This is a genomic window from Kineococcus siccus, from assembly GCF_009906795.1.
GTDB classification, from domain to species: domain Bacteria; phylum Actinomycetota; class Actinomycetes; order Actinomycetales; family Kineococcaceae; genus Kineococcus; species Kineococcus siccus.
Genome location: NZ_JAAALN010000137.1, coordinates 1 through 11,625 on the forward strand (window position 1 = coordinate 1; position 11,625 = coordinate 11,625).

At 76.3% G+C, this 11,625-nt stretch carries 11 protein-coding genes; 7 read left to right on the forward strand and 4 right to left on the reverse strand.

The annotated features are described in order from the left end of the window. From GTR02_RS14705 to GTR02_RS14720, 4 genes are all read left to right on the forward strand, one after another. Window positions 1-1,219 (forward strand): polyamine ABC transporter substrate-binding protein (locus GTR02_RS14705; RefSeq protein WP_205709321.1); only part of this gene is annotated, 1,219 nt, incomplete at its 5' end. Beyond that, a complete protein-coding gene (locus tag GTR02_RS14710; protein ID WP_166608246.1) occupies window positions 1,219-2,154 on the forward strand; it encodes an ABC transporter permease in 936 nt (311 codons plus the stop codon). The genes GTR02_RS14705 and GTR02_RS14710, both read left to right, overlap by 1 nt. Continuing rightward, a complete protein-coding gene (locus tag GTR02_RS23285; RefSeq protein ID WP_166608247.1) occupies window positions 2,151-3,056 on the forward strand; it encodes an ABC transporter permease subunit in 906 nt (301 codons plus the stop codon). Before GTR02_RS14710 ends, GTR02_RS23285 begins: the two co-directional genes overlap by 4 nt. Before the next feature lie 109 nt (window positions 3,057-3,165). Further along, window positions 3,166-4,032, forward strand: a complete 867-nt coding sequence (locus tag GTR02_RS14720) for a universal stress protein (protein ID WP_166608248.1) — start codon at window positions 3,166-3,168, stop codon at window positions 4,030-4,032. Between the two features lie 40 nt (window positions 4,033-4,072). Here the strand turns inward: GTR02_RS14720 and GTR02_RS14725 are convergent, their stop codons facing one another. Further along, window positions 4,073-4,423, reverse strand: coding sequence for a hypothetical protein (locus GTR02_RS14725; protein WP_166608249.1), 351 nt, complete (start codon window positions 4,421-4,423; stop codon window positions 4,073-4,075). A gap of 84 nt (window positions 4,424-4,507) precedes the next feature. Between GTR02_RS14725 and GTR02_RS14730 the strand changes: the two genes are divergently transcribed. From GTR02_RS14730 to GTR02_RS14740, 3 genes are all read left to right on the forward strand, one after another. After that, window positions 4,508-5,188, forward strand: a complete 681-nt coding sequence (locus tag GTR02_RS14730) for a PIG-L deacetylase family protein (RefSeq protein ID WP_166608250.1) — start codon at window positions 4,508-4,510, stop codon at window positions 5,186-5,188. A 64-nt stretch (window positions 5,189-5,252) separates the two neighbouring features. Then, window positions 5,253-6,506 (forward strand): MFS transporter, encoded by a 1,254-nt coding sequence (locus tag GTR02_RS14735; protein ID WP_166608251.1) that lies wholly within the window; start codon window positions 5,253-5,255, stop codon window positions 6,504-6,506. Beyond that, on the forward strand, window positions 6,503-7,675 hold the full coding sequence (locus GTR02_RS14740) for an MFS transporter (protein ID WP_166608252.1): 1,173 nt from the start codon (window positions 6,503-6,505) through the stop codon (window positions 7,673-7,675). Before GTR02_RS14735 ends, GTR02_RS14740 begins: the two co-directional genes overlap by 4 nt. A 34-nt stretch (window positions 7,676-7,709) precedes the next feature. Here the strand turns inward: GTR02_RS14740 and GTR02_RS24550 are convergent, their stop codons facing one another. The 3 genes from GTR02_RS24550 to kdgD form a co-directional block, all read right to left on the reverse strand. Further along, window positions 7,710-8,987, reverse strand: coding sequence for an enolase C-terminal domain-like protein (locus tag GTR02_RS24550; RefSeq protein ID WP_166608254.1), 1,278 nt, complete (start codon window positions 8,985-8,987; stop codon window positions 7,710-7,712). A 97-nt stretch (window positions 8,988-9,084) separates the two neighbouring features. After that, complete coding sequence (locus tag GTR02_RS14750) at window positions 9,085-10,647, reverse strand: aldehyde dehydrogenase (NADP(+)) (RefSeq protein ID WP_166608255.1); 1,563 nt, start codon at window positions 10,645-10,647, stop codon at window positions 9,085-9,087. A gap of 29 nt (window positions 10,648-10,676) precedes the next feature. Further along, on the reverse strand, window positions 10,677-11,591 hold the full coding sequence (gene kdgD / locus GTR02_RS14755) for a 5-dehydro-4-deoxyglucarate dehydratase (protein WP_166608253.1): 915 nt from the start codon (window positions 11,589-11,591) through the stop codon (window positions 10,677-10,679). Window positions 11,592-11,625 lie beyond the last annotated feature (34 nt).

The window sequence follows — 11,625 nt, forward strand, 5'->3', positions numbered from 1 at the left end:
CGTCCACCCCGAGAACCCTGGAGCGCCCGTGACCCGCAAGCCCCCGCCCACCGCCTCCGTCCTCGCGCCGCGCGCGACGGCCCGCCGGCTGAGCGCCGACCTCCGGCGCCGCAGCGTCCTCGGGGGCCTGGCCGCGGCCGGCTCGGCGTGGGCGCTGGCCGCCTGCGGCGGGGGTTCCAGCTCCTCCTCGTCGTCGGCCGCGACCGCGGACGGTCAGGTCGAGGACGCGCTGAACATCTACACGTGGGCCGACTACGACGCCCCCGAGGTGCTCGAGGCGTTCCAGGCCGACGGCGGGCCGACGCTGCAGATCGACAGCTACGGCTCCAACGAGGAGATGCTCGCGAAGCTCGTCGCGGCCAAGGGCGCGAGCGGGTACGACATCGTCGTCCCGACGGGCCTGTTCATCCCCCAGATGGGCGCCAACGGCTTCCTCACCGAGCTCGACCGCAGCAAGCTGCCGAACTTCGCCAACCTCGACCCCCAGTACCTCGGGCAGACCTGGGACCCGGACAACACCTACAGCGTCCCGAAGGACTGGGGCACCACGGGGTTCATCTACGACACCACCGTCATCGGCCGCGAGCTCACGTCGTGGGCGGACTTCCTCGACGCCGCGCAGAAGGAGGCCAGCGGCAGCGTCTCGGTGCTCGAGGACCCGTGGGAGGTGACGTGCATCTGGTTCGCGGCCAACGGCATCGACCCGAACACCTCCGACCCGGCGCAGCTGCAGGCGTGCGAGGACTACCTCGTGGCCAACCTCGCCCCGCGCCTGAAGGGCTTCGAGTCCAACCCCGGGGGCAGTGCGATCGCGCAGTCCACCTACGCGCTGATGCAGTGCTGGAACGGGGACGCCCGCCTCGGCCTCGACGGCTCCGACGAGCCGGACAAGTGGAAGTACGTCTTCCCCACGCCGACGGCGAACCTGTGGATGGACAACTGGTGCATCACGGCGGGCGCCGAGCACCCCGACGCCGCGTACGCGTTCATCGACCACGTCCTCGACGTGGACGTGTCCATCCAGGAACTCCTGTACATCGGCTACAACACGGGGCTAAAGGACATCGAGGCGAAGGCCACGGCCGCCGGCCTCGACCGCGCCGAGCTCGTGTTCCCCGCCCCCGAGATCGTGGCGCGGCTGACGGCCAGCGTCCTCAACGACGGCCACGAGACCATCGTGGCGATCCTCGGCAAGATCCGCGCCGCGGCGGGCGCCTGATGCTGCGCCGGCTGCGGGCCCCCCACGGGGCGCTGGCGCTGCCGGCGTGGGTGTTCCTCCTGACGTTCTTCGTCGCCCCCGTCGCGCTCGTGGTCTGGTACAGCTTCGGGGAGAAGCCGGGCCTGTTCGGCACCCACTCCAACGAGGTCCTGTCCTTCGCCCGCTACGCCGAGGCCGCGGACGCGACGTTCCTCGCGACGTTCTGGAACACGCTGCGCATCGCTGTGCTCGGCACCCTGATCTGCCTCGTGGTCGCGCTGCCGTTCGCCTACTGGGTCGCGGTGAAGGTGCCGGCGCGCTGGCGCGGCCTGCTGATCGCGCTCGTCCTCGTGCCCTTCTGGACCAACTTCCTGGTGCGCACGCTGGGCTGGCAGATCGCGCTCAGCCCCGAGGGGCCCGCCTCCTCCGCCCTGCAGGCCCTCGGCCTGCGCGACGGCCCGCTGCAGGTCCTCTACACGCGGGGCGCGGTGCAGCTGGGTGTGGTCTACAACTACCTGCCGCTCATGGTCCTGCCCTGCTACGTCGCGCTGGAGCGCACGACGTCGTCGCTGCGCGAGGCCAGCCGCGACCTGGGGGCCGGGCGCTGGCGCACGCTCACGTCGGTGACCCTGCCGCTGGCGTTCCCCGGGATCGCCGCGGGCTGCCTGCTCGTCTTCGTCCCGCTCATGGGTGACTACGTGACGGCCACGGTCCTCGGCGGTGCGAAGGGCAACATGGTGGGCCAGCTCGTCGCGAGCCAGTTCCAGACCGCGCAGAACTGGGCGCTGGGTTCCGCGATGGCCGTCCTCCTGGTCGCGTTCATCGCGGGGACCGTGCTGGTCGCGGCCGTCGTCGCGCTGCTCGTGCGGGGGGCCGTCCGCCGGGCCCGCCGCGTGGACCTGCCGGCGCCCGCGGGGGAGCCCTCGGTGCTGGCGGGTGCGGGGGCCCGCTCGTGACCGCCGTCGACGAGGGCACCCGCACGCGGCGCGCGGCCCCGGCGGCCGGGGCCCGGCGGCGCCGCCGCAGCACCTCCACGGCGCTGCTGGGCCTCTGGGGCGCACTGGTGCTGGTGTTCCTGTTCCTCCCGATCGCCGTCATCGTCGTCTACTCGTTCAACACCGGCCGGCTGCTGACGTCGTGGCAGGGGTTCGGGTTCAGCGCCTACGCCGCGGGCCTGGACCGACCCGTGATCCGCACGGCCATCGCCACGTCCGTCCAGGCCGCCGTCGGTGCGGCGCTGCTGTCGGCCGTCATCGGTTCGCTGGCCGGGCTGGCGCTGGCCCGCCGCGGTGGCCGGTGGGCCGGTCTGCTCACCCTCCTGCTGGGCCTGACGCTCGTGACCCCCGAGATCATGGACGCCATCTCGCTGCTCGGCTGGTTCGTCTCCCTCGACAGCGACGCGGGACTGTCGCTGTTCGGCAACGGCCTCGCCCGTCTCGTCATCGCCCACTCGGTGCTCTCCACCGCCGTGGTGACGTTCATCGTGCGGGCCCGCGTGGCGGGCACGGACTCCGCGCTGGAGGAGGCCGCGGCGGACCTCTACGCCACGCCCTGGGCCCGCTTCCGGACCGTCACGCTGCCGCTGGCCGCGCCCGGGGTGCTCGCCGGGGGGCTGATGGCCTTCACGCTCAGCCTGGACAACACCATCGTCGCGAGCTTCGTGCAGCTGCCCGGCGGAACGCCGTGGCCGGTGTACATCCTCTCGGCGCTGCGGGCGGCCCTGCGGCCGGAGATCGCGGCCGTGTCCACGCTCATGTTCCTCCTGACCCTGGGGAGCCTCGCGGTCGTCGCCGTCGTGCTGCGGCGCTCGGGCGACTCGGCGACCGACATCGCCCGCACCCTCACCGGCGGCGGCTGACCCGGGTCCGCGCCACGGCACGTCTTGTCCCAGTGCGCTCCCAGGCGGACCATGCGGGGGAGGGGCTGCTCGCCCGGCCCCCGGTTCCGGCCGCGAGGAGGCGGTGGCGATGCAGGCACGACGTCGCACGACGGTGGGTTTCTCGGGTTCGGGTGCGTCGCGGCGCGCCCTGCGGTGGGCCCTCGTGGACGCGGCCGCGACGGGGCAGGCGGTCCACGTCGTCGCGGTCGACCCGCCGCACCGCACGGACCTCCGCGTCCCGCTGCGGGAGCTCCTGCCCTCCGAGGCGCTCGCCCTCGCGCTGGCCGAGGAGCTGCGGCGCCTGCCGGGGCGCGCGCCGGAGGTGACCACCTCCGCCGTCACGGGCACGCCGCACGTCGCGCTGCTGATGGCCGCCGCCACCAGCGAGGCCCTGGTGCTGGGGGTCGGCCGCCGGGTCGCGTCCTCGGGGCCGGGCACGGGCCACGTGGTGCGCGAGTGCGTCCCGCACTCGCCCGTGCCGCTCGTGCTCGTCGGCCCGCAGGCGGTCGTGTCGCCCCCGCGGCGGCTGCTGCTGGTCTCCGCCGACGACGACGCCGTCGCGACGTGGGCGCTGCAGCGGGCGCAGACCTCCGCCCTGCAGGTGCGGGTGCTGACGACCTGGTCGGCGCGCACCCGGCGCCACGCGGACCCCGGGGGCGACCACGACGCCGAGCGCCGGCAGCGGCACCTGGCCGCCGCCGAGCGCCACCAGCGGGCGGGTCAGGTGGTGGCGCCGGTCGCGCGGCGCTCCATCCGCGCCGACATCACCGAGGGCCACCTCGGCGACGTCCTCGCGCACCGCGTCAGCGTGGGCGACCTCGTCGTCGTCGGGGGCGTCGACCCGCACGACGTGCCGCTGCGCACCCTGCGCGCGCCGATCGTGCTCGTCCCGGCCGGCACGCGCACGGTGGTGCTCCCCGACGTCGCGGACCAGCGGGCCCTGCAGCGCAGCTGAGGTCCCGGCCGGAGCGGGCACCCGCGGCCCGCGACGGACGTCAGGACGCCGGGCGCAGCGACGCGGCGGGTACCCACGTGTCGATGAGCACGGGGCGGGCGTGCTCGTCGGGCAGGACGTAGGCGACCCGGCCCAGCCACCCGTCCGGACCGCGCCGCCACGCGAGCAGCAGGCCGGGGAACGGGCCGGGGTCCTCCGTGGGGCCGCGCACCCAGCAGTGCCGGCCGGCGGTGCGCTCGGGCTCCCCGGCGGACGCGGCCGGTGCCGCGGTGGGCCCGTCGCCGCGCCGGGCCAGCGCCTCCTCGGCCTGGGCGAAGGGGGACGGCTCGCCGCGGGCCCGGGCCGCGCGGTAGCGCGCCTCGTACGACCCGCTCCAGCGCCCGCCTGCCACCCCGCCAGGATGGCACGGACTCGAACACCCGTTCGAGCCTGCGTGGCGCGGCCGGTGTCCCCGGCACCCGCTAGCGTCCCCGCCATGCCGGTCACCGTGCGGACGCAGTCGATGGCGACGCCCGCGGGCGTCGACGCCCCCGTGGTCTTCCTCGTCCCCCACGCCGACGACGAGACGCTGACGATGGGCCCCGCGGTCGAGCGGGCCGTCGCCGAGGGGCGCCACGTCGTGGTCGTGCTGGTCACCGACGGGCGCGCCTCCGGGGCGCGCGCGTTCACGGGGCTGCCCGTGGAGGAGTTCTCCGCAGCGCGCGACCGGGAGTTCCTCGCGGCCTGCGCGGCGCTCGGCGTCGCGGAGGAGCAGGTCTTCCTCGCGCACACCGTCGACGGTGCGCTCACGCCCGGCCTGGCCCGGGCGGTCGTCGGCACGTGGACGGGCCTGTTCCCCGCGGGCGGCTTCCGCACGACCACCTGGACCGACGCGCACCGCGACCACGCGGCCCTGGGGGCGGCGCTGCGCGACCTCGCGCCCACGACCGGCGGCGACGTGAGGTTCTACGTCAAGCCCGACGAGTGGGACGTCGCCGCGCCGCGCCCGGCCCTCACCGGCGAGCGCGCGCCCGGCACCCGCTACCTCGCGGCCTGCGACGAGTACGCCGTCGTCGACCCGGCCGCGGGCCGCCACGGCATCGGGCAGCTGTCGGTCCCGGGGGCGTTCGCGCTGCGCCGGGCCTCGGACGAGAGCCGGTGGCACGGGCTGACCTGAGGGCGGGACCCGCAAAACCAACCGGCTGGTAACGTTTTCGGGTGCTCACCTGCGGCGGACCCCCGTGAGCGAACTCCCCGGCCCGGACGCCGGGCTGCGCCGCGCCCGCGCCGCCGTGGGGGCGTGCTTCTTCGTCAACGCCGTCCTCTACGCGAACCTCGTTCCCCGCGTGCCCGAGGTCAAGGCGGCCCTGGACCTCAGCAACGCGGCCCTGGGGGCGGCCCTGGCCGCGCTGCCGCTGGGCTCCCTCCTCGCCGGGCTGACGTCGGCCGCCCTCATCCGCCGCTTCGGCTCCGCCCGCCTCGCGTCCTCCGGCCTCGTGCTGCTGTCCGTCGCGGTGGCCGCCGTCGCCGTCGCCCCCGGCTGGCCCGTGCTCGCGGCCGTGCTGCTCGTCGCGGGCGCGCTGGACGCCGTCGTCGACGTCGCGCAGAACGCGCACGGGCTGCGCGTGCAGCGCCGCTACGGCCGCTCCATCCTCAACGCCTTCCACGGCGTCTGGAGCCTGGGCGCGGTCGCGGGGGGCCTGCTGGGCTCGGCCGCGGCCGGCGCGGGACTCGCCCTCGGCCTGCACCTCGGGGGCTCGGCCGTCGTGTTCAGCGTCGTCGCCCTGCTCGCGCACCGGTGGATGCTGCGCGGGCGCGACCAGGACGACGGGGTCCACGACGACGGGGTCCACGACGACGGGGTCCAGGACGACGGGGTCCGGCCGGAGCCCGGGCCGGGAGCCCGCCCGGCCCCCGCGGGGCGCCCGCGGATGCCCCGGTCCGCCGTCACGGCCCTGGCCGCCCTCGGCCTCCTCGCGGCGTGCGGGGTCTTCGTGGAGGACGCCGGGTCGTCCTGGAGCACCCTGTACCTGCGCACCGAGCTCTCGGCCCCGCCCGCGGTGGCCGGCCTGGGCTACGTGGCGCTCGCCGTGGCCATGACCGTCGGCCGCCTGACGGGGGACCGCGTCGTGGACCGCTTCGGGCAGCGGCGCGTCGTGCGCACCGGCGGGGCGCTCGCCGCGCTCGGCCTGGGCGCGGCGCTGGCGTTCCCGTCCGTCCCGCTCACGCTCGTGGGCTTCGCGCTGGCCGGTCTGGGCGTCGCCACCCTGATCCCGGCCGTGTTCCAGGCCGCCGACGACATCCCCGGCCTCCCGCACGGCCTGGGCCTCGCGCTGTCGAACTGGCTGCTGCGCCTCGGGCTGCTGGTGTCCCCCCTGCTGGTGGGGCTGCTCGCCGACGCCGCCGGGCTCCGGACCGCGCTGCTCGTCGTCGTCCTCGCCGGGCTCGGGGCGCTCGTCCTCGGCCGCACGCTGCGGGGCCGGGCCGCCGCGTGAAGGTCTACCCCTGGCGCGCCCTCGCCGCGGTCTACGCCCCGGCGGCCCTGTTCTCCGTGAGCCAGGGCGCGCTGCTGCCCGTGCTCCCGCTCAGCGCCCGCGCGCTCGGCGCCCCGGTCGGCACCGCGGCGCTCGTGGTCGCCCTGCTCGGCATCGGTCAGGTCGCCGCCGCCCTCCCCGCCGGTGCGCTCGTGGCGAGGATCGGGGAGCGCCGGGCCATGGTCGTCGCGGGCGCCGCGACGGCCGTCGCGCTCGCCGGCGCGGGCCTCGCCCCGTCGGTGCTCGCCCTGGCGCTCGCCGTCGTCGTCATCGGGATCGGCTCCGCCGTCTGGGCGCTCGCGCGCCAGTCCTACCTGACGGCGGCCGCCCCGCCGCACCTGCGCGCCCGGGCGCTGTCCACGCTCGGCGGCGTCGGGCGCATCGGCGCGTTCGCGGGCCCCTTCGCGGGGGCGGCGGGCAGCCACCTCGCGGGGACCCGCGGCGCCTACGCGGTCGCGGTCCTGGCCGTGCTCGTCGCCACCGTCGTCCTGCTCACGCTGCCGGAGCCCGAGGTGCCGGCGGGCGCCGTCGAGACGGGGCCCGCGCCCACCCTGCGGCAGGTCCTGCGCGAGCACCGGCGCGTGCTGCTCACCCTCGGCGTGGCGGCGCTGACGGTGCAGGCCGTGCGCCAGTCCCGGCAGACGGTGCTGCCCCTGTGGTGCGAGCACCTCGGCCTCGACGCGACCGCGACCAGCCTCGTCGCCGGGTTGTCCGGCGCCGTGGACATGCTGCTGTTCTACCCCGCCGGCTCGGTCATGGACCGCGTCGGACGGGTCGCGGTCGCCGTTCCCTCGCTGCTCGTCCTGGCCGCGGCGCACGCCGTGCTGCCCCTCGCGCAGTCGTTCGGCGCGGTCGTCCTGGTCGGGATGCTCATGGGGTTCGGCAACGGCATGGGGGCGGGGCTCGTCATGACCCTGGGCGCCGACGCGTCGCCACCGGGCGGCCGGGCGGTGTTCCTCGGGGCCTGGCGGCTCGTCACCGACACCGGCGTCGCGACCGGGCCGCTGCTGGTCGGGGCGCTGGCCGCGGCCGTGTCGCTCGGTGCCGCCTCGATCGGGGTGGCGGTCCTCGCGGTCGCCGGGGCGGCCGGGCTGCTGCGCTTCGTCCCGCGCCGCGCCCGGACGCCGTGACCACCGACGGGCGTCGACCCGGCCCGGCGTCGCGTCAGGCCGGCGCCGCCCGGTCCAGCGCCGGGCGGTGGGCGTCGAACCGCCACCCGGGGACCAGGAACTGCATGGCGACGGCGTCGTCGCGCGCCCCCAGGCCCTCGCGCCGGTAGAGCTCGTGCGCCTGCCCGAGCCGCTCCTCGTCCAGCTGGACGCCGAGGCCCGGGGTGGTGGGCACCGTGAGGAACCCGTCGACGATCCGCAGCGGGTCCCGCGTGAGCCGCTGGCCGTCCTGCCAGATCCAGTGGGTGTCGATGGCCGTGACGTCGCCCGGGGCCGCCGCGGCGACGTGGGTGAACATGGCCAGCGAGACGTCGAAGTGGTTGTTGGAGTGCGAACCCCACGTCAGGCCCCACGCCTCGCACAGCTGCGCGACGCGCACCGAACCGGCCATCGTCCAGAAGTGCGGGTCGGCGAGGGGGATGTCGACAGCACCCGAGCGCACGGCGTGGCCGAGCTGCCGCCAGTCCGTCGCCACCATGTTCGTCGCGGTCCGCAGGCCGGTGGCGCGCTTGAACTCCGCCATCGTCTCGCGCCCCGAGAAGCCGTCCTCGGCGCCGCACGGGTCCTCGGCGTAGGCGAGCACGTCGCGCAGCCGGCGGCCGAGGCGGACGGCGTCGGCCAGCCGCCAGCCGCCGTTGGGGTCCAGCGTGATCCGGGCCTGCGGGAACCGCTGCGCGAGCGCCGTGACGACCTCGGCCTCCGCGTCGCCGGGCAGGACACCGCCCTTGAGCTTGAAGTCCTCGAAGCCGTAGCGCGCGTGCGCCGCCTCGGCCAGGCGCACGACGGCCTCGGGCGTCATCGCCTCCTCGTGCCGCAGCCGCGTCCAGTCGTCGCCGTCGTCCTCGCTGCGGTAGGCGAGGTCGGTGCGCGTGCGGTCGCCGACGAAGAACAGGTACCCGAGCGCCCGCACCCGGTCCCGCTGCTGCCCCTCGCCCAGGAGTTCGGCGACGGGCACGCCCAGGAACTGCCCGAGCAGGTCGAGCAGGGCCGACTCCAGCGCCGTCACCACGTGCACGGTGGTGCGCAGGTCGAACGTCTGCAGCCCCCGGCCGGCGGCGTCGCGCCCGCGGAACGCCGCCGCGACGTCGCGCAGCACGGAGCGGTGGCGGGCCACGGCGGCCCCGACGACGAACCGCCCGGCCGCCTCGAGCGTCGAGCGGATCGCCTCCCCGCCGGGGACCTCACCGACGCCCGTGCGCCCGTCGGAGTCGGTGAGGACGACGACGTTGCGGGTGAAGAACGGGCCGTGCGCGCCGGAGAGGTTGAGCAGCATGCTGTCGTGCCCGGCGACGGGGACGACCCGCAGACCGGTGACGACGGGGCCGGTGGCGACGGGGCCGGTGGCGAGGTCGCCGGCCGTCCGCGCCGCCTCAGTCGCGGCCGAACCCACCGTCCACCTGCCTCCAGATGCCCAGCGGGTTGCCAGGCGCGACGGCCGCCGGCAGCAGGTCCGCGGGCACGTCCTGGTAGGCGACCGGGCGCAGGAACCGGTCGACCGCCAGGGTGCCGACCGACGTCGAGCGCCCGTCGGAGGTCGCCGGGAACGGCCCGCCGTGCACCATCGCCGCGCCGACGTCGACCCCGGTGGGCCAGCCGTTGACGACGATCCGGCCGGCCTTGTCCTCGAGGACCTCCATCAGGTCGCGCGCCAGGGGGTGGTCTGCCGGGTCGGCGTGCAGCGTGGCCGTCAGCTGCCCCTCGAGGGCGCGCAGGACGGCGGTCAGCTGCCCCTCGTCGCGCGCCCGCACGACGAGCGAGCAGGCGCCGAACACCTCCTGCGACAGGGCGCGGTCGGCGAGGAACGTCTCCGCGTCCGTCGTGAAGAGGGCCGCGGGCCCAGCCGAGGTGATCGTGTCGTCGGCGCCGCCCACCGCGACCTCCTCGACGCCGGCGTGCGCGCGCAGGGCGGCGACGCCCCGGGCGTAGGCGGCGCAGGTCGAGGCGCCGAGCATGGGCTGCGCGGGGGAGCCGGTGACCGCGACCGCCGCCGCGCCCAGGAACTCCTCGAGCCCCGGCCCGTCGAGGGCGACGACGGTGCCGGGGTTGGTGCACAGCTGCCCCACGCCCGTGGTCAGCGACGTGACGAACGCCGCGCCGAGGGCGGCGCCGCGCGCGGCCAGGGCCGCCGGGAGCAGGACGACGGGGTTCGTGCTCGACATCTCCGCGTACACGGGGACCGGCACGGGACGGGCGGCCGCGAGCGCGACGAGCGCGAGGCCCCCGGCGCGCGAACCCGTGAACCCGACCGCGGCGACGGCGGGGTGCGACACCAGCGCCGCCCCGACCTCGTCGCCGCCGTAGACCATCGAGAACACGCCCTCGTGCAGGCCGTGCTCGGCGACGGCCCCGGCGATCGCGGCGGCGACGAGCTCGGACGTCCCGGGGTGGCCCGAGTGCGCCTTGACGACGACGGGGCACCCGGCCGCGAGGGCGGACGCCGTGTCGCCGCCGGCGACCGAGAAGGCGAGCGGGAAGTTCCCCGCGCCGAACACCGCGACCGGCCCGAGCGGGACCTTGCGCTGGCGCAGGTCCGGGCGGGGCAGCGGGGTGCGGTCGGGCAGCGGGTTCTCGATGCGGGCGCCCACGTGGCTGCCCTCGCGCACGACGCCGGCGAACAGCCGCAGCTGGGTCACGGTCCGGGCGAGCTCCCCGCGGACGCGGGGTTCGGCGATGCCCGTCTCCCGCACCACGCGGGCCACGACGGGTTCCGCGGCGGCGGCGGTGCGGTCGGCCACGGACTCCAGGAACGCGGCGCGGACGTCGGGCGCCGTGCACCGGTAGGAGGCGAACGCGTCGCGCGCGAGCGTCGCCGCCCGGTCGACGTCGGCCGCGTCCGCGAACCCGTAGGCGGGGGAGAGGGTCTCCCCCGTCCGCGGGTCGACGCCCGAGACCTCGCCCGCGCCGCCGCGGTGCCGCGAGGCGCCCAGGAACATCTCGCCGGTCAGCGTCTCGGTGCTCACGCTCAGACCACCTTCCCGACCAGGTCGCTCAGCTCGGCGAGCTCCGCGTCGGTGAGGTCGGTCAGCGGCGGGCGCACCGGCCCCGCGGGGCGACCGGCGGCCGTGAGCCCCGCCTTGACGATCGAGACCGCGTAGCCCTGGCGGCGGTTGCGGATGTCCAGGTACGGGATGACGAACTCCCGCAGCCGGTCGTACACGCCGGCGCGGTCGCGCGCGCGGACGGCGGCGTAGAAGTCCAGGGCCCACTGCGGCGCGAAGTTGAAGATGGCCGAGGAGTACGTGGTCGCACCGAGCTCCAGGTAGGGCAGGGCGTACGTCTCGGCCGTGGGCAGGCCGCCGATGTACACCAGCCGGTCGCCGTGCGTCGCGTACAGGGTCGCCATGAGGTCGATGTCGCAGATGCCGTCCTTGAACCCGACGAGGTTGGGGAACTCGTCGACGAGCCGGCCGACGGTCTCGGCGGTGAACCGGGCGTTCGCCCGGTGGTAGACGACGACGCCGAGGTCGGTCGCCCGGCAGACCGCGGCGACGTGGGCGTGCAGGCCGTCCTGGTCGACCTCCGTGAGGTACGGCGGGAGCAGGAACACGCCGTCCGCCCCGGCGGCCTGCGCGGACCGGGTCATCTCCACGGCCGTGGAGGTGCCGTAGCCCGCGGGCCCGATGACGGGCAGCGAGTCGGGGGTCTCCTCGGCCGTGGCCACGACGACGCGACGGACCTCCTCGTGGGTGAGGGAGAAGAACTCGCCCGTGCCGCCCGCGGCGAACAGGCCCGAGGCGTCGAAGGCGCCGAGGTGGGCGACGTGGGCGCGGTAGGCGTCCTCGTCGAGGCTGAGGTCGGCGTGCGTGTGGGTCACGGGGAAGGACAGCAGGCCCGAGCCGAGGGCCTCGCGGAGTTCGTCAGGGCTGAAGGAGGACATGGCCTGGATCTCCAAGGGTGGGGCGACGGCTGGG